We start from the raw sequence: 15,785 nt of genomic DNA on the forward strand, positions 1-15,785 counted from the left end.
TCCGCATGGCCTGCTCAAGCCGGGGAGCGTCGCGGAGGGAGGGGGAAGACGGCTGGACAGGGCGGGACCAATGGGCCGAGCGCCCCATAGCTACCCTGCGCCGGCTGTAGCTCCCTACTACGGGCGGAGCGGAGAGGGCGTCCTGCTACGGGCGGAGCGGAGAGGGCGTCACCCCGAGCGGGGCCAGGCCGGCAGCGCCGCCGTCGTGCGCGGTGAGGACCCAGATGCCGCCCATGTGCACGGCGACGGTGTGCTCCCACTGGGAGGCCCGTGCGCCATCGGTGGTGACCACGGTCCAGTCGTCGTCGAGAACGCGCGTCTCGATCGAGCCGCGGACGAGCATCGGCTCGATCGCCAGGCACATGCCCGGCTTCACGCGGGGCCCGCGGTGCCCGGTGCTGTAGTTCAGGACGTCGGGGGCCATGTGCATCTCGGATCCGATGCCGTGGCCCACGTAGTCCTCGAGGATCCCCAGCGGCTCGCCGTCCTGCGCGGAGACGTACTCGTCGATGGCGTCGCCGACCTCGCCGAGGAAGCGCGCGTTCGCCAGCGCGGCGATCCCCCGCCACATCGCAGCCTGGGTGACGTCGGAGAGCCGCTGGTCCGCGGGATCCGCGGTCCCGACGATCACGGTCCGCGCCGAGTCGGCGTGCCAGCCGTCCACGATCGCGCCGCCGTCGATCTTCAGGACGTCCCCGTCGGCGAGCACGTAGCCGCTCGGGAAGCCGTGGACGACCTCCTCGTTGACGGACGCGCAGATCGTCGCCGGGAACCCGTGGTACCCCTTGAAGTTGCTGCGCGCGCCGTGCTTCTCCAGCACGCCGGCGAACAGCGCGTCCAGCTCCGCCGTGGTGGTCCCGACCTGCGCGGCCACGACGGCGGTGTCCAGCGCCTCGGCCAGCACCAGGCCCGCCTCGCGCATCTTGAGGATCTGCCCGTTGGTCTTGTACTCGATCTTGGCCTGGCCGAACTGCATGGGGGTCTTCCTCCGGTTTGCTGGGTGTGTCTGCCGGTACGACGGCGGCAGCCCCCGCCGTGGGGGCGAGGGCTGCCGGATCGTGCCGTGGGGGGTGCGCCGCTACTTGGCCGGGGTCTCCAGGGCCCCGAGCACGCGCTCGGTGACCTCGTCGACATCGCCGAGGCCGTCCACGGGGCGGACGATGCCGCGCTCGAGGTAGCGGTCGACGACGACCTGCGTCTGCTCCTTGTAGAGGCCCAGGCGGTGCCGGATGACCTCTTCGTTGTCGTCCTCGCGGCCCTCGATCTCGGCGCGCTTGAGCAGGCGCGCGACGAGCTCGTCGTCGTCGGCGGTCAGCTGCAGCACCGCGTCGAGCTCGTGGCCGCCCTCGGCGAGGATGTCGTCCAGCTCGTCGACCTGCGCGGACGTGCGCGGGTAGCCGTCGAGGAGGAAGCCGTCGGCGACGTCGTCCTGCGTGAGGCGGTCGCGGACCATCCGGTTGGTGACCTCGTCGGGGACGAAGTTGCCGGCGTCGATGTACTTCTTGGCCTCCACGCCCAGCGGCGTCATCTCCTTGACGTTGGCGCGGAAGATGTCCCCGGTGGAGATCGCCACGACGCCGAGGCTCTCGGAGATGCGTGCGGCCTGGGTGCCCTTGCCGGAACCGGGAGGGCCAATGATCAGCATTCGTTTCATCGCAGAAGTCCTTCGTAGTGTCGCTGCTGCATTTGGGCGTTGATCTGTTTGACGGTCTCCAGACCCACACCGACCATGATGAGGACCGAGACGCCGCCGAAGGGGAAGTTCTGGTCGGCGTTGATAAGCACGAACGCGATCAGCGGGGTCAGCGCGATCAGTCCCAGGTAGATGGATCCCGGGAACGTGATGCGGCTGAGCACGTACTGGAGGTACTCCGCCGTCGGGCGGCCGGCCCGGATGCCCGGGATGAAGCCGCCGTACTTCTTCATGTTGTCCGCCACCTCGGTGGGGTTGAACGTGATGGCCACGTAGAAGTACGTGAAGAAGATGACCAGCAGGAGGTAGACCACCATGTACAGCGGGCTGCTGCCGCTGAAGTGGGTCTGCAGCCACAGGGCCCAGTCCGGCAGGGTGCCGTCGGACCGGACGTTGAACTGCACCAGCATGCTCGGCAGCGCCAGCATCGAGGACGCGAAGATCACGGGGATCACGCCGGCCATGTTGACCTTGATCGGGATGTACGTGGACGTCCCGCCGACGGTGCGGCGGCCCACCATGCGCTTGGCGTACTGCACCGGCACGCGGCGCTGGGACTGCTCGACGAACACGACGAGGGCGACGACGACGAGGCCGATCGCGATCACGCCGGCGAAGACGCCCCAGCCCTGGCTGGAGGCGATCGCGGCCATCGAGGACGGGAAGCCCGCCGCGATGGAGACGAAGATGAGCATGGACATGCCGTTGCCGACGCCGCGCTCGGTCACGAGCTCGCCGAACCACATGATGAGGCCGGTGCCCGCGGTCAGGACGATGATCATCAGCAGGATGTTGACCAGCGAGTCGTCGGGCACGATCGGCAGGGTGCAGCCCTGGAACAGGTTGCCGCTGCGCGCGAGGGAGACCAGCGTCGTCGCCTGCAGGAGGCCGAGCGCGATGGTCAGGTAGCGCGTGTACTGGGTGAGCGTGGACTGGCCGGCCGCCCCCTCCTTGTGCAGCTCCTCGAACCGGGGAATGACCACCCGGAGCAGCTGCACGATGATGGACGCGGTGATGTACGGCATGATGCCCAGCGCGAAGATGGAGACCTGCAACAGGGCGCCGCCGCTGAAGAGGTTCACGAACTGGTACAGGCCGCCGGTCGTGTTGCCGGCCGCGAGACACTGCTGGACGTTGCCGTAGTCGACGCCCGGGGTCGGGATGAACACGCCGAGGCGGTAGATCGCGATGATGCCGAGCGTGAACAACAACTTGCGTCGCAAGTCAGGCGTCCGGAAGACCCGGGCTATGGCGCTGAGCAAGCGTCCTCCTGAGTGGTGTGGTGCCGGCCACAGGTGGCCGGGGATTGACGTCCTGAGTCTACCGGTACGGGACGGCTAGTCCGCTAATGGGACACCGCCGCACCGGCGTCGTTCTGTGGGGAAGTCTACGGGCAAATCTGGGGACTGAGTGGTGGGGCGGACGGAAGGGAAGCGAAAGGCCCCCGGAGGGCCGGGATATCCCGGCCCGCCAGGGGCCTTCAGCTGTACCGTGCGATCACGGGGACCTTAGAGCGCGGTCACCGTTCCGCCGGCGGCGGCGATCTTCTCGGCGGCGGACGCGGAGAAGGCGTTGACCTTCACGTTGACCTTCACGTCGATGTCGCCGGTGCCCAGGACCTTGACGGGCTGGTTCTTGCGAACGGCGCCCTTCTCGACCAGGGCCTCGACGGTGACGTCGCCACCCTCGGGGAACAGTTCGCCGATCTTGTCCAGGTTCACGACCTGGAACTCGACCCGGAACGGGTTCTTGAAGCCGCGGAGCTTCGGAAGGCGCATGTGCAGCGGCAGCTGGCCACCGGCGAAGCCGGCCTTGACCTGGTAGCGCGCCTTGGTGCCCTTCATGCCGCGGCCCGCGGTCTTGCCCTTGGAGCCTTCGCCACGACCCACGCGGGTCTTGGCGGTCTTGGCGCCTGCGGCCGGACGGAGGTGGTGCACCTTGAGTGCATTTTCCTTGATAGCCATGATTACTTCGCCTCCTCAACCTTCACGAGGTGCGGAACCGTGTTGACCATCCCTACGGTGACGGCGTCGGCGGTGCGGAACACGGTGTGTCCGATCCGCTTCAGGCCGAGCGAGCGCAGGGTGTCGCGCTGGTTCTGCTTGCCACCAATGGTGGACTTGATCTGGGTGATTGCCAGTGTGGCGTCGCTAGCGACAAAGTTCTTCGCCATAACTACGCACCTACCTTCTGGTTCTGGATGTTGCGCAGCATCTGCGACGAAACGACCTGATCCAGGGGCAGACCACGGCGAGCCGCGACGGATGCCGGCTCCTCGAGGGCCTTCAACGCCGCCACGGTGCCGTGGACGATGTTGATCTGGTTCGAGGACCCCATGGACTTGGAGAGGACGTCGTGGATGCCGGCGCATTCGAGGACGGCGCGAACCGGACCGCCGGCGATAACGCCGGTACCCGGGGCGGCCGGACGAAGCAGGACCACGCCTGCGGCTGCCTCACCCTGCACCAGGTGCGGGATGGTGGAGCCGACGCGGGGAACCCGGAACATCGTCTTCTTGGCCTCTTCGACGCCCTTGGCGATCGCCGCGGGCACCTCCTTGGCCTTGCCGTAGCCGACGCCGACCATGCCGTTGCCGTCTCCGACCACCACGAGGGCGGTGAAGCTGAAGCGACGGCCGCCCTTGACGACCTTGGAGACGCGGTTGATGTTCACGACGCGCTCGAGGAACTTGTCCTTGTCGTCGTTCCGGCTGTCGCGGGAGTCGCGGCCGCCACGGCCACGTCCCTCGCCACGGCCACGGCTCTCGCCGCGTCCGCCGCGGTCGGAACCGCGGTTGTCGCCACCGCGACGCGCGCCGGCGTCAGCCGTCGTCGTCGCGGGAGCGGTCTCGGTAGCTTCAGACACCTGAGTTTCCTTCTCGTTAGTAGCTTCGCTCACAGTGCCAGCCCACCTTCCCGCGCGCCGTCGGCGACCGCGGCCACGCGGCCGTGGTACTTGTTGCCGCCGCGGTCGAAGACGACCGACTCGATGCCGGCGGCCTTGGCGCGCTCTGCGACGAGCTCGCCAACGCGCTTGGCCTTGGCGGTCTTGTCGCCGTCGAACACGCGCAGGTCGGCTTCCATGGTGGATGCCGACGCCACGGTCAGGCCCTTGCTGTCATCGACAACCTGGACGAACATGTGGCGGGCGGAGCGGTTGACGACCAGGCGCGGACGAACCGCGGTGCCCTCAATCCGCTTACGGACGCGCAGGTGGCGGCGGCCGCGCGCAGCGGCCTTGCTCTTACCCTTAATTCCGATAGCCATGATTACTTACCAGCCTTTCCGACCTTGCGGCGGATAACTTCGCCTTCGTAGCGGATGCCCTTGCCCTTGTAGGGATCCGGCTTACGGAGCTTGCGGATGTTGGCTGCAACTTCGCCAACCTGCTGCTTGCTGATACCGGAGACGAGGACCCTGTTGGCGCTCTCGGCGGTGAGCGTGATGCCCTCCGGAGCGTCGACGGAGACGGGGTGCGAGTAGCCCAGGGCGAGCTCGAGGTTCGAACCCTTGGCCAGCACGCGGTAGCCGGTGCCGTGGATTTCGAGGCGCTTGGAGTAGCCCTCGGTGACGCCCTGGATCATGTTGGCGATCAGGGTGCGGGTCAGGCCGTGCAGCGAGCGGGACTCCCGCTCGTCGTTCGGGCGGCTGACGGTGAGCGTGCCGTCCTCGAGGACCACGGCGATCGGGCTGGCCACGGTGTGGCTCAGCTCGCCCTTGGAACCCTTGACGGAGACGAGCGCGCCGTCGACCTTGACCTCGACGCCGGCGGGGACGGTGATTGGAAGACGTCCAATACGTGACATGGTGTGTTCTCCCTTCCCGTTACCAGACGTAGGCGAGGACTTCCCCACCCACACCCTTCTTGGCGGCCTGGCGGTCGGTCAGCAGACCGGACGACGTCGACAGGATGGCGATGCCCAGCCCGCCCAGCACGTGCGGCAGGTTGGTGGACTTCGCGTACACGCGGAGGCCCGGCTTGGAAATGCGGCGGACGCCAGCGATGGAACGCTCGCGGTTCGGACCGAACTTCAGGTTGATGGTCAGCTTCTTGCCTACCTCGGCGGCCTCTTCGGCGAAATCGCCGATGTAGCCCTCCGCCTTGAGGATCTCCGCAACGCGCACCTTCAGCTTGGAGGACGGCATGGCCACGGTGTCGTGGTATGCCGAGTTGGCGTTGCGCAGACGAGTCAGCATGTCTGCGACTGGATCTGTCATTGTCATGTGGGCTTCTGCCCTTCCTCGCTACGGTTTCCGCACGACGGCGGACCTGTAACGTAGTTGATCTAGTTTTCGGTCTTGAACGGGAAGCCCAGCGCCTTGAGGAGCGCGCGGCCTTCGTCGTCGGTCTTGGCGGTGGTCACCACGGTGATGTCCATGCCGCGGACGCGGTCGATGGCGTCCTGGTTGATCTCGTGGAACATCGACTGCTCCGTGAGGCCGAACGTGTAGTTGCCGTTGCCGTCGAACTGCTTCGGGCTCAGGCCGCGGAAGTCGCGGATACGCGGCAGCGCCAGGGTCACCAGGCGGTCGACGAATTCCCACATGCGGTCGCCACGAAGCGTGGCGTGCGTGCCGATGGGCATTCCCTCGCGCAGCTTGAACTGTGCGATCGACTTGCGTGCCTTGGTCACCAGCGGCTTCTGACCCGTGATCTGGGTCAGGTCGCGGACAGCGCCCTCGATGAGCTTGGAGTCCTTGGCGGCCTCGCCAACACCCATGTTCACGACGACCTTGACCAGGCCCGGAATCTGCATGGTGTTGGAGTAGCCGAACTCGCTCTTCAGGGATTCGCGGATTTCGGAGGCGTACTTGGCCTTCAGGCGGGGCTGGGTCTTCACAGCTGCTTCAGTCATTACAGTGCCTTCCCGGAAGCCTTGGCGTAGCGCACGCGCACGGTCTTCTTCACGCCGTTCTTCTCAACGATCTCCTCGCGGAAGCCAACGCGGGTCGGCTTCTTTGACTCGGGATCGACGATCGCAACGTTGGACACGTGGATCGGGGCCTCGACGACCTCGATGCCACCGGTCTTCGTGCCGCGCTCGGTCTGGCCGGCCTTCGTGTGCTTGGTGACGCGGTTGATGCCCTCTACGAGGACTCGCTCGGTCGCCGTGAAGACCTTGAGGACCTTGCCCTGCTTGCCGCGGTCTCCGCCGCGGTCCTGCTTGGCGCCGGTGATGACCTGAACCAGGTCGCCCTTCTTGATGTTTGCACCCATGGTTACAGCACCTCCGGAGCCAGGGAAACGATCTTCATGAACTTCTTGTCGCGAAGCTCGCGTCCGACCGGGCCGAAGATACGGGTACCGCGCGGCTCGCCATCGCCCTTGAGGATGACGGCTGCGTTCTCGTCGAACTTGATGTAGGAGCCGTCGATGCGACGGCGTTCCTTCTTGGTGCGGACGATGACGGCCTTGACGACATCGCCCTTCTTGACGTTGCCGCCAGGGATTGCATCCTTGACGGTGGCGACGATGACGTCGCCAATGCCTGCGTAGCGACGTCCGGATCCACCGAGAACACGAATGGTAAGGATTTCCTTAGCACCGGTGTTGTCGGCGATCTTGAGTCGCGACTCCTGCTGAATCACTATTAACTCCTGTCGTCTCGCTGGTTCTCTCTGGGAGCCTTGCGGAACGGATATGGTCCACCCCCGGCTGTCGCTTACCCCCACCTCCAAACCGTGTGGAACCAAGGGGTTCCGCACTGCTGGGGAAGCAGGGCCGAGGCGATGCGCCGGGGAGCCGTGCCGCGCGCCGGCGGGGTTGAACCCGATCGCCGCGCACGATTGCCTGCGTGGGAGGTGGATAGTCTCGACACGCAGAGCGCACAGACCACCCAGTCTACGCGAGGAATGCCGCCATCCATAATCGCGTGATATAGGGTGCGCGGCGCGCCTCAGCGGTCCCTGCGGGCGTCCAGCCGGGCGGTTTTGGCGCCTCCCGAGCAGGTTTCCGCGGGCTGCCCCGCGCTGACATGCGCCGGCGCGGAAGGTTGACCCGAAAGTGATCGGGAGCGCCGCCGTTAAACAGCACGACGCCGGCGCGCGACCCGTGAGGGGTGCGCACCGGCGTCGTGCACCGATCTTCGGAAGGTCCCGAAAAGGCTACTTGGCCTTCTCGATGACCTCGACCAGGCGCCAGTTCTTGTCCTTGGACAAGGGGCGGGTCTCCGCGATGAGGACCAGGTCGCCGATGCCGGCGATCCCGTTCTCGTCGTGGGCCTTGATCTTCTTGTTGCGACGCATGACCTTGCCGTACAGGGCGTGCTTCACACGGTCCTCAACGTCGACAACGATGGTCTTCTGCATCTTGTCGGAAACCACGTACCCGCGGAGGGTCTTGCGGTCACCGCGAGCTTCGGTAGCTTCAGCCACTGCGTTCTCCTTCTCGGTCATTACTTGGCTTCCTCAGTCGCTTCAGTGACTTCAGTCGCTTCGGCGTCGGAGGCCTTCTTCGAAGACTTCTTGGTCTTCTTGGTGGTCTCCTCGACCGGGACCACGACTTCCTGGCGAATGCCGAGCTCGCGTTCGCGCAGCACCGTGTAGATGCGGGCGATGTCGCGCTTGACAGACTTCAGGCGTCCGTGGGACTCCAGCTGGCCGGTGGCGGACTGGAAGCGGAGGTTGAACAGCTCCTCCTTGGCCTTCTTCAGTTCCTCGACCAGGCGGCCGTTGTCGTAACCGTCGAGCTGCTCGGTTGCGAGATCCTTGGATCCGATTGCCATTCCCTATTCACCACCCTCACGACGCACGATGCGTGCCTTCAACGGAAGCTTGTGGATCGCCAGGCGCAGGGCCTCGCGAGCTACCTCATCACTGACACCGGAGAGTTCGAAGAGAACCCGACCCGGCTTGACGTTTGCAACCCACCACTCGGGGGAACCCTTACCGGAACCCATGCGGGTTTCGGCGGGCTTCTTGGTGAGGGGGCGGTCCGGATAGATGTTGATCCAGACCTTGCCGCCACGCTTGATGTGGCGGGTCATGGCGATACGGGCTGCTTCGATCTGACGGTTGGTGACGTAGGCCGGGGTCAGGGCCTGGATACCGTACTCACCGAAGGTGACCGTCGTGCCTCCGCTGGCAGCGCCCGAACGGGTCGGGTGGTGCTGCTTGCGGTACTTGACTCGGCGTGGGATAAGCATTTAAGCCTGTCCTCCTTCTGCGGCCGCCGCGGGGGCCTCGGCGGCCGGAGCTGCCTCGGTTGCCGGCGCGCCGGTGTTGCGGTCGGTACGACGACGACGCTCGCCACCTGCGGCGGCTGCCGGGCGTCCGCCGGGGCGGTCGCCGCGGCCACGCGCCGGAGCGGCTGCGGCCTGGGCCGCGAGCTCCTTGGCGGTCACGTCGCCCTTGTAGATCCAGACCTTCACGCCGATGCGGCCGAAGGTGGTCTTGGCCTCGAACTTGCCGTAGTCGATGTTCGCGCGGAGGGTGTGCAGGGGCACGCGGCCCTCGCGGTAGAACTCCTTGCGGGACATCTCGGCGCCGCCGAGACGACCGGCGCACTGGACACGGATGCCCTTGGCGCCGGCGCGCATTGCCGACTGCATGGCCTTCTTCATCGCGCGGCGGAATGCCACGCGGGAAGCAAGCTGCTCGGCGATGCCCTGGGCGACCAGCTGGGCCTCGATCTCGGGGTTCTTGACCTCGAGGATGTTCAGCTGCACCTGCTTGCCCGTGAGCTTCTCGAGCTCGCCGCGGATGCGGTCGGCCTCGGCGCCGCGGCGGCCGATGACGATGCCCGGGCGCGCCGTGTGGATGTCCACGCGGACGCGGTCACGGGTGCGCTCGATCTCGACCTTGGCGATGCCGGCGCGCTCCATGCCGATGGTCATGAGCTCGCGGATCTTGACGTCCTCGCGGACGTAGTCCTTGTAGCGCTGACCCGGCTTGCTGCTGTCGGCGAACCAGTGCGACACGTGGTCCGTGGTGATGCCGAGACGGAACCCATTCGGGTTGACTTTCTGTCCCATTTACTTTTCCCCACCCTTCTCCGGGGTTGCGACGACCACGGTGATGTGGCTGGTCCGCTTGTTGATGCGGAACGCGCGGCCCTGGGCCCGCGGACGGAACCGCTTCATGGTCGCGCCCTCGTCGACAAAGGCCTCGCTGATGAACAGCTCATCATCGTTGAACGCGACTCCGTCGCGATCTGCGGCGACACGGGCGTTAGCCATTGCCGACGCTACTACCTTGAATACCGGCTCCGAAGCTGCCTGTGGGGCAAACTTCAGAATCGCCAGAGCCTCATTCGCTTGCTTGCCACGAACAAGGTCGACGACGCGCCGGGCCTTCATAGGCGTTACGCGGATATGACGCGCAATTGCCTTGGCTTCCATTGCTTTCCTTCTCTCGTCTATCGAAGAAGTGCTAAGCACTCGCTAACCCTTGCGGGTTAGCGGCGCTTGCCCTTCTTGTCGTCCTTCACGTGGCTGCGGAAAGTCCGCGTCAGAGCGAATTCGCCGAGCTTGTGCCCGACCATCGACTCGGTGACAAACACCGGAATGTGCTTGCGGCCGTCGTGAACAGCGATCGTGTGTCCGAGCATGTCGGGCACGATCATCGAACGGCGGGACCACGTCTTGATGACGTTCTTGGTGCCCTTTTCGTTCTCAGCAGCGACCTTGACAAAGAGGTGCTGATCGACGAAGGGGCCTTTCTTCAGGCTGCGTGGCATGTTTCCAGGCTCCTATCGCTTGTTCTTGCCGGTACGACGGCGACGCACAATGAGCTTGTCGCTTTCCTTGTTCGCGAGGCGGGTGCGGCCTTCGCGCTTGCCGTTCGGGTTGACCGGGTGACGTCCACCGGACGTCTTGCCCTCGCCACCACCGTGCGGGTGATCGACCGGGTTCATGGCGACGCCGCGGACGGTCGGGCGAACGCCCTTCCAGCGCATGCGACCAGCCTTGCCCCAGTTGATGTTCGACTGCTCGGCGTTGCCGACCTCGCCGATCGTCGCGCGGCAGCGGACGTCGACGTTGCGGATCTCGCCGGACGGCAGGCGAAGCTGCGCGAAGCGGCCCTCGCGGGCCACCAGCTGCACGGAGGCGCCGGCGGAGCGGGCCATCTTGGCGCCGCCACCCGGACGCAGCTCCACCGCGTGGATGACCGTACCCACGGGGATGTTGCGCAGCGGCAGGTTGTTGCCCGGCTTGATGTCGGCGCTGGCGCCGGCCTCAATCGCGTCGCCCTGCTTCAGCTTGTTCGGCGCGATGATGTAGCGCTTCGTGCCGTCGATGTAGTGCAGGAGCGCGATGCGCGCCGTGCGGTTGGGGTCGTACTCGATGTGAGCGACCGTGGCGGGCACGCCGTCCTTGTCGTGGCGACGGAAGTCGATCAGACGGTACTGACGCTTGTGTCCACCACCCTTGTGACGGGTCGTGATCTTGCCCGAGTTGTTGCGGCCGCCGGTCTTGGTGAGCGGGCGGAGCAGCGACTTTTCCGGGGTCGACCGGGTGATTTCTGCGAAGTCGGCGACGCTGGAGCCGCGAAGGCCCGGCGTAGTCGGCTTGTACTTACGGATTCCCATGGTTTATTTCCTCGTTAAAGTGGTCTCCGCTTAAGAAAGCGGACCGCCGAAGATGTCGATCGTGCCTTCTTTGAGGGAGACGATCGCACGCTTGGTAGCCTTGCGGGTTCCCCATCCGAATTTGGTGCGCTTGCGCTTACCGGCACGGTTGATGGTGTTGACGGACTCAACCTTGACGGAGAAGATCTTCTCCACCGCCAGCTTGATCTCGGTCTTGTTCGAGCGCGGGTCGACCAGGAAGGTGTACTTGCCTTCGTCGATCAGTCCGTAGCTCTTTTCCGAAACGACGGGCGCCAGGACGACGTCGTGCGGAGACTTGGTGAGGGCGGCGCTCACTTGGAGTCCTCCTTGTTGACCAGGTAATCGAATGCGGCCTTGGTGAAGACGACCTCGTCGGAGACCAGAACATCGTAAGTGTTCAGCTGGTCAACGTAGATGACGTGGACGGCCTCGAGGTTGCGCACGGACAGTGCTGCAACGTCGTTGGCGCGCTCGATGACGACGAGCAGGTTCTTGCGCTCGGAAAGAGCGCGCAGAGTGGCCAGGGCCTCCTTGGTCGACGGCACGGAGCCGGAGACCAGGGATTCGATCACGTGGATGCGATCGTGGCGGGCACGGTCGGAGAGGGCTCCGCGCAGGGCGGCGGCCTTCATCTTCTTGGGCGTCCGCTGGCTGTAGTCGCGCGGCGTCGGTCCGTGGACCACGCCACCGCCGGTCATGTGCGGAGCGCGGATCGAGCCCTGGCGGGCGCGTCCCGTGCCCTTCTGCTTGAACGGCTTGCGGCCGGCGCCCGAAACCTCGGCGCGGGTCTTGGTCTTGTGCGTGCCCTGGCGGGCCGCGGCCAGCTGGGCCACGACGACCTGGTGCAGCAGCGGGACGTTGGTCTGAACGTCGAAGATCGTCGCGGGAAGCTCGACCTTCAGTGCAGAGATAGCCATGTTACTTATGCTCCCTTCACGGCGGTGCGCACGAGGACGACCTGGCCGCGGGCGCCGGGAACGGCACCCTTGATCAACAGGAGGTTCTTCTCGGCGTCAACGGCGTGAACCGTGAGGTTCATCGTCGTGTGGCGGACGGCGCCCATGCGGCCAGCCATGCGCAGGCCCTTGAAGACGCGGCCCGGGGTGGACGCGCCACCGATGGAACCCGGCTTACGGTGGTTCTTGTGGGCACCGTGCGAGGCGCCAACACCGTGGAAGCCGTGGCGCTTCATGACACCGGCGAAGCCCTTACCCTTGGACTTGCCCACGACGTCGACCTTCTGGCCGGCCTCGAAGACCTCGACGGACAGTTCCTGTCCCAGTTCGTAGGACTCGGCGTCGGCCGTGCGCAGCTCGACCACGTGGCGGCGCGGGGTGACCCCGGCTGCCTCGAAGTGGCCGGCCAGCGGCTTGGTGACCTTGCGCGGGTCGATCTGGCCGAAGCCGATCTGGACGGCCGTGTAGCCATCGCGGTCCGCGTTGCGGAGCTGGGTCACGACGTTGGAGTCGGCCTGGACGACGGTCACGGGAATGAGCTTGTGGTTCTCGTCCCAGACCTGGGTCATGCCGAGCTTCGTGCCCAGCAGGCCCTTTACATTACGGGTTGCGGTCATAGTCTCTCAGCACCTCCCCTAGAGCTTGATTTCGATGTTGACGTCCGCCGGCAGGTCGAGACGCATCAGCGAATCAACAGCCTTCGGGGTCGGATCGATGATGTCGATCAGACGCTTGTGCGTGCGCATTTCGAAGTGCTCACGGCTGTCCTTGTACTTGTGGGGCGAACGGATCACGCAGTACACGTTCTTCTCCGTCGGCAGCGGCACGGGGCCAACCACGGTTGCACCTGCGCGCGTGACCGTCTCAACGATCTTCCGTGCTGAAACGTCAATGACCTCGTGGTCATACGACTTCAGCCGGATGCGGATTTTCTGTCCCGCCATGGCGTCATGCCTCTTTCTCGATAGCACTCTTCACGTACATTTCCTGTGCCCTTACGGGTCCTTGCGGACCGGCACTCCCCGCACGGGCTGAATCCGGACGGATCCGGGTTCCTCACCCCGCCGAGGCTCCGACCCCCGCGGTCGGGCGTGTCGCGGAATATCCGTTACACAACCCGAAGAGATTGGGGGCGGTGTCGTTATGGGCCCCGCCGTTTCCGTCGTATCCGCCCCCGCCCCGGGCATTATCCCGGGCGGGACGCGATCTCGGTCGAAACCGGCCCTGGCTCCGCTATCGGTAGACCGAGCGGCGAGCACAAGACATGGAGAGGCGCTTGAACAACTTGTCTAGTCTGGCAGATCGGGCGCCCAAACGCCAATCGGCGGGGTTCTCGGCGACGCGCGGACCGGGGCCGGAAGGCGCTCGAGGGAACGCCCGGGTCCGGGGCCGGAAGGCGCCGTAACGACGACCGGGCCCGACGCCGGAACGACGCCGGCGCACGCGCGGGACCGGCGCCGGAGCACTCCCGGCTGTCGCCGGATCGGGCCCGGATCGGGGCGGGCGACGGGTACCGAAGCCGGTGCCGTGCGTTACGCAAAACATTCTGAGAGCGAAAGCCGAGACCGCCCCCTAACGGCCGCCGCCGCGGTTGGCGCGACGAATGCGCTTGGCGCGGTCGATCTCGTGCCGGAAATACCTCCGGCCCCAGATGGCGGCGGAACCCGCCGCGACCACGACACCGACGACGATCCACAAAACGAGCCACTCCATAGGCCGAGACTACCGCGTCTGGGCGCATTCTTTGTGGTCGGAAGAGGGATCCCCGCCACTCCCCCGCGCCTATTCTTGTAGCGTCCGCATGTTGCGTTTCGAGGAGTGAACAATCATGCTGAGCACCGCGAAAATGACCGCGGTCCTGCCCGTGAAGGACATCGACCGCGCACGCGATTTCTACCAGAAGACGCTGGGCCTCACACCGACGGCCACCATGGAGGACGGCAGCGAGCTGTTCTCCAGCGACGGCGCCACCGCGATCGAGCTGATGGTCAAGCCGGGCGCCGACACGTCCGACCACACGTCCGTGAGCTTCGAGGTCGAGGACCTGCCCGTGGAGATGAAGCGGTTGGAGGGCAACGGGGTGGTCTTCGCGGACTACGACCTGCCCGGGCTGAAGACCGTGGACCACATCGCCACCACGACGCACGAGAAGTGCGCGTGGTTCGCCGACAGCGAGGGCAACATCCTCTGCCTGCATCAGAATATCTAGTCCCCCACGCCGGACCCTCCGGCCATCCCGGGCGCGTACCGCGAAAGGCGGGACGCGCCCTGTTCCGTCTCCGCGCCCTGGGCGCGCGCCGGCAACGGGCGGGCACGCAAAAGGACCCCGTTGCCGAAGCAACGGGGTCCTTTCGTCGACCGTCAGGTCAGAACATCAAGAGAAACTACTTGATGATCTTGGTGACGCGGCCGGAGCCAACAGTGCGGCCGCCTTCGCGGATGGCGAAGCCGAGGCCGTCCTCCATCGCGATGGGCTGGATCAGCGCAACGGTCATCTCGGTGTTGTCACCGGGCATCACCATTTCCGTGCCCTCGGGCAGGGTGATAACGCCGGTCACGTCCGTGGTGCGGAAGTAGAACTGCGGGCGGTAGTTCGAGTAGAACGGGTTGTGACGCCCGCCCTCATCCTTGGACAGGATGTAGACGTTGGCCTCGAAATCGGTGTGCGGGGTGATGGAACCCGGCTTCACGATGACCTGGCCACGCTCGACGTCTTCACGCTTGATGCCGCGAAGCAGCAGGCCACAGTTCTCGCCGGCCCATGCCTCGTCGAGCTGCTTGTGGAACATCTCGATGCCGGTCACCGTGGTCTTCTGGACCGGGCGGATGCCGACGATCTCGACCTCGGAGTTGATCGGCAGCGTGCCACGCTCGGCGCGGCCCGTCACGACGGTGCCACGACCGGTGATCGTGAAAACGTCCTCGATCGGCATCAGGAACGGCTTGTCGCGGTCGCGCACCGGGTCCGGCACGTTCTCGTCGACGGCTTCCATCAGTTCCTCGATGGAGGCAACCCACTTCGGGTCGCCTTCGAGGGCCTTCAGGCCCGAAACGCGAACGACGGGAGCGTTGTCGCCGTCGAAGCCCTGGGCGGAGAGAAGTTCGCGAACTTCCATTTCCACCAGGTCCAGCAGCTCTTCGTCATCGACCATGTCGGCCTTGTTCAGCGCGACCAGCAGGTAGGGAACGCCGACCTGGCGGGCGAGCAGAACGTGCTCGCGGGTCTGGGCCATCGGGCCGTCGGTGGCGGCAACCACGAGGATCGCGCCGTCCATCTGGGCAGCACCGGTGATCATGTTCTTGATGTAGTCAGCGTGACCCGGGGCATCAACGTGCGCGTAGTGGCGCTTCTCCGTCTGGTACTCAATGTGGGAGATGTTGATGGTGATGCCGCGCTGGCGCTCTTCCGGGGCGGAGTCGATCGCCGCGAAGTCGCGCTTCTCGTTGAGATCGGGGTACTTGTCTGCAAGCACCTTGGAAATGGCAGCAGTCAGCGTCGTCTTGCCATGGTCAACGTGACCAATGGTGCCGATGTTGACGTGCGGCTTAGTCCGCTCGAACTTTGCCTTCGCCACAGGTTCCTCCTA

At 65.6% G+C, this 15,785-nt stretch carries 26 protein-coding genes; 1 reads left to right on the plus strand and 25 read right to left on the minus strand.

Annotated elements, in window-relative coordinates:
- Positions 1–145 precede the first annotated feature (145 nt).
- The 24 genes from map to ACETWP_RS05530 all read right to left on the minus strand — a co-directional run bounded on the left by map (position 146) and on the right by ACETWP_RS05530 (position 13,911).
- Positions 146–976 (minus strand): type I methionyl aminopeptidase, encoded by an 831-nt coding sequence (gene map, locus ACETWP_RS05415; RefSeq protein WP_373971191.1) that lies wholly within the window; start codon positions 974–976, stop codon positions 146–148.
- A 102-nt stretch (positions 977–1,078) separates the two neighbouring features.
- On the minus strand, positions 1,079–1,654 hold the full coding sequence (locus tag ACETWP_RS05420) for an adenylate kinase (RefSeq protein ID WP_373971192.1): 576 nt from the start codon (positions 1,652–1,654) through the stop codon (positions 1,079–1,081).
- Positions 1,651–2,955: a preprotein translocase subunit SecY gene (secY, locus tag ACETWP_RS05425; RefSeq protein WP_373971193.1), complete on the minus strand. Its 1,305-nt coding sequence runs from the start codon at positions 2,953–2,955 to the stop codon at positions 1,651–1,653. The genes ACETWP_RS05420 and secY overlap by 4 nt, the downstream gene beginning before the upstream one ends.
- A gap of 246 nt (positions 2,956–3,201) precedes the next feature.
- Positions 3,202–3,657, minus strand: a complete 456-nt coding sequence (gene rplO, locus ACETWP_RS05430) for a 50S ribosomal protein L15 (RefSeq protein ID WP_373971194.1) — start codon at positions 3,655–3,657, stop codon at positions 3,202–3,204.
- A gap of 2 nt (positions 3,658–3,659) precedes the next feature.
- Positions 3,660–3,866 (minus strand): 50S ribosomal protein L30, encoded by a 207-nt coding sequence (gene rpmD, locus ACETWP_RS05435; RefSeq protein ID WP_373971195.1) that lies wholly within the window; start codon positions 3,864–3,866, stop codon positions 3,660–3,662.
- A gap of 2 nt (positions 3,867–3,868) precedes the next feature.
- Positions 3,869–4,591: a 30S ribosomal protein S5 gene (gene rpsE, locus ACETWP_RS05440; protein WP_373971196.1), complete on the minus strand. Its 723-nt coding sequence runs from the start codon at positions 4,589–4,591 to the stop codon at positions 3,869–3,871.
- Positions 4,588–4,959, minus strand: coding sequence for a 50S ribosomal protein L18 (rplR, locus tag ACETWP_RS05445; RefSeq protein ID WP_373971197.1), 372 nt, complete (start codon positions 4,957–4,959; stop codon positions 4,588–4,590). Before rplR ends, rpsE begins: the two co-directional genes overlap by 4 nt.
- Before the next feature lie 2 nt (positions 4,960–4,961).
- A complete protein-coding gene (gene rplF / locus ACETWP_RS05450; protein WP_373971198.1) occupies positions 4,962–5,498 on the minus strand; it encodes a 50S ribosomal protein L6 in 537 nt (178 codons plus the stop codon).
- 19 nt (positions 5,499–5,517) lie between these two features.
- Positions 5,518–5,916 carry a 30S ribosomal protein S8 gene (gene rpsH, locus ACETWP_RS05455; protein ID WP_373971199.1) on the minus strand — a complete coding sequence of 133 codons (399 nt, stop codon included), beginning with the start codon at positions 5,914–5,916 and terminating at the stop codon, positions 5,518–5,520.
- 62 nt (positions 5,917–5,978) lie between these two features.
- Positions 5,979–6,548, minus strand: a complete 570-nt coding sequence (rplE, locus tag ACETWP_RS05460) for a 50S ribosomal protein L5 (RefSeq protein ID WP_373971200.1) — start codon at positions 6,546–6,548, stop codon at positions 5,979–5,981.
- Complete coding sequence (rplX, locus tag ACETWP_RS05465) at positions 6,548–6,910, minus strand: 50S ribosomal protein L24 (protein WP_373971201.1); 363 nt, start codon at positions 6,908–6,910, stop codon at positions 6,548–6,550. The genes rplE and rplX overlap by 1 nt, the downstream gene beginning before the upstream one ends.
- Before the next feature lie 2 nt (positions 6,911–6,912).
- A complete protein-coding gene (gene rplN, locus ACETWP_RS05470; protein ID WP_373971202.1) occupies positions 6,913–7,281 on the minus strand; it encodes a 50S ribosomal protein L14 in 369 nt (122 codons plus the stop codon).
- Between the two features lie 516 nt (positions 7,282–7,797).
- Entirely contained in the window at positions 7,798–8,088 is a 291-nt protein-coding gene (gene rpsQ, locus ACETWP_RS05475; RefSeq protein ID WP_373971203.1) for a 30S ribosomal protein S17, read from the minus strand.
- Positions 8,088–8,417 (minus strand): 50S ribosomal protein L29, encoded by a 330-nt coding sequence (rpmC, locus tag ACETWP_RS05480; protein ID WP_373971204.1) that lies wholly within the window; start codon positions 8,415–8,417, stop codon positions 8,088–8,090. The genes rpsQ and rpmC overlap by 1 nt, the downstream gene beginning before the upstream one ends.
- Positions 8,418–8,420: 3 nt before the next feature.
- Complete coding sequence (rplP, locus tag ACETWP_RS05485) at positions 8,421–8,837, minus strand: 50S ribosomal protein L16 (protein WP_373971205.1); 417 nt, start codon at positions 8,835–8,837, stop codon at positions 8,421–8,423.
- On the minus strand, positions 8,838–9,665 hold the full coding sequence (rpsC, locus tag ACETWP_RS05490) for a 30S ribosomal protein S3 (RefSeq protein WP_373971206.1): 828 nt from the start codon (positions 9,663–9,665) through the stop codon (positions 8,838–8,840).
- Complete coding sequence (gene rplV, locus ACETWP_RS05495; RefSeq protein WP_373971207.1) at positions 9,666–10,031, minus strand: 50S ribosomal protein L22; 366 nt, start codon at positions 10,029–10,031, stop codon at positions 9,666–9,668. It lies immediately after the preceding gene.
- 56 nt (positions 10,032–10,087) lie between these two features.
- Positions 10,088–10,369 (minus strand): 30S ribosomal protein S19, encoded by a 282-nt coding sequence (rpsS, locus tag ACETWP_RS05500; RefSeq protein ID WP_373971208.1) that lies wholly within the window; start codon positions 10,367–10,369, stop codon positions 10,088–10,090.
- Between the two features lie 12 nt (positions 10,370–10,381).
- Complete coding sequence (gene rplB / locus ACETWP_RS05505) at positions 10,382–11,221, minus strand: 50S ribosomal protein L2 (RefSeq protein WP_373971209.1); 840 nt, start codon at positions 11,219–11,221, stop codon at positions 10,382–10,384.
- A 30-nt stretch (positions 11,222–11,251) separates the two neighbouring features.
- On the minus strand, positions 11,252–11,557 hold the full coding sequence (gene rplW / locus ACETWP_RS05510; RefSeq protein ID WP_373971210.1) for a 50S ribosomal protein L23: 306 nt from the start codon (positions 11,555–11,557) through the stop codon (positions 11,252–11,254).
- Positions 11,554–12,159 (minus strand): 50S ribosomal protein L4, encoded by a 606-nt coding sequence (gene rplD, locus ACETWP_RS05515; protein ID WP_373971211.1) that lies wholly within the window; start codon positions 12,157–12,159, stop codon positions 11,554–11,556. Before rplD ends, rplW begins: the two co-directional genes overlap by 4 nt.
- A gap of 5 nt (positions 12,160–12,164) precedes the next feature.
- Positions 12,165–12,815, minus strand: coding sequence for a 50S ribosomal protein L3 (gene rplC, locus ACETWP_RS05520; protein ID WP_373971212.1), 651 nt, complete (start codon positions 12,813–12,815; stop codon positions 12,165–12,167).
- Between the two features lie 18 nt (positions 12,816–12,833).
- On the minus strand, positions 12,834–13,142 hold the full coding sequence (rpsJ, locus tag ACETWP_RS05525; protein WP_003803825.1) for a 30S ribosomal protein S10: 309 nt from the start codon (positions 13,140–13,142) through the stop codon (positions 12,834–12,836).
- A 628-nt stretch (positions 13,143–13,770) separates the two neighbouring features.
- Positions 13,771–13,911, minus strand: a complete 141-nt coding sequence (locus tag ACETWP_RS05530; protein ID WP_373971213.1) for a hypothetical protein — start codon at positions 13,909–13,911, stop codon at positions 13,771–13,773.
- Positions 13,912–14,026: 115 nt separating this feature from the next.
- On the opposite strand from ACETWP_RS05530, the gene ACETWP_RS05535 reads away from it, so the two are divergent.
- A complete protein-coding gene (locus ACETWP_RS05535) occupies positions 14,027–14,407 on the plus strand; it encodes a VOC family protein (RefSeq protein ID WP_373971214.1) in 381 nt (126 codons plus the stop codon).
- A gap of 175 nt (positions 14,408–14,582) precedes the next feature.
- Here the strand turns inward: ACETWP_RS05535 and tuf are convergent, their stop codons facing one another.
- Positions 14,583–15,773, minus strand: a complete 1,191-nt coding sequence (gene tuf / locus ACETWP_RS05540) for an elongation factor Tu (protein WP_373971215.1) — start codon at positions 15,771–15,773, stop codon at positions 14,583–14,585.
- Between the last annotated feature and the right edge of the window lie 12 nt (positions 15,774–15,785).

It is taken from the genome of Arthrobacter halodurans, from assembly GCF_041877255.1.
Lineage (GTDB): Bacteria > Actinomycetota > Actinomycetes > Actinomycetales > Micrococcaceae > Arthrobacter_N > Arthrobacter_N halodurans.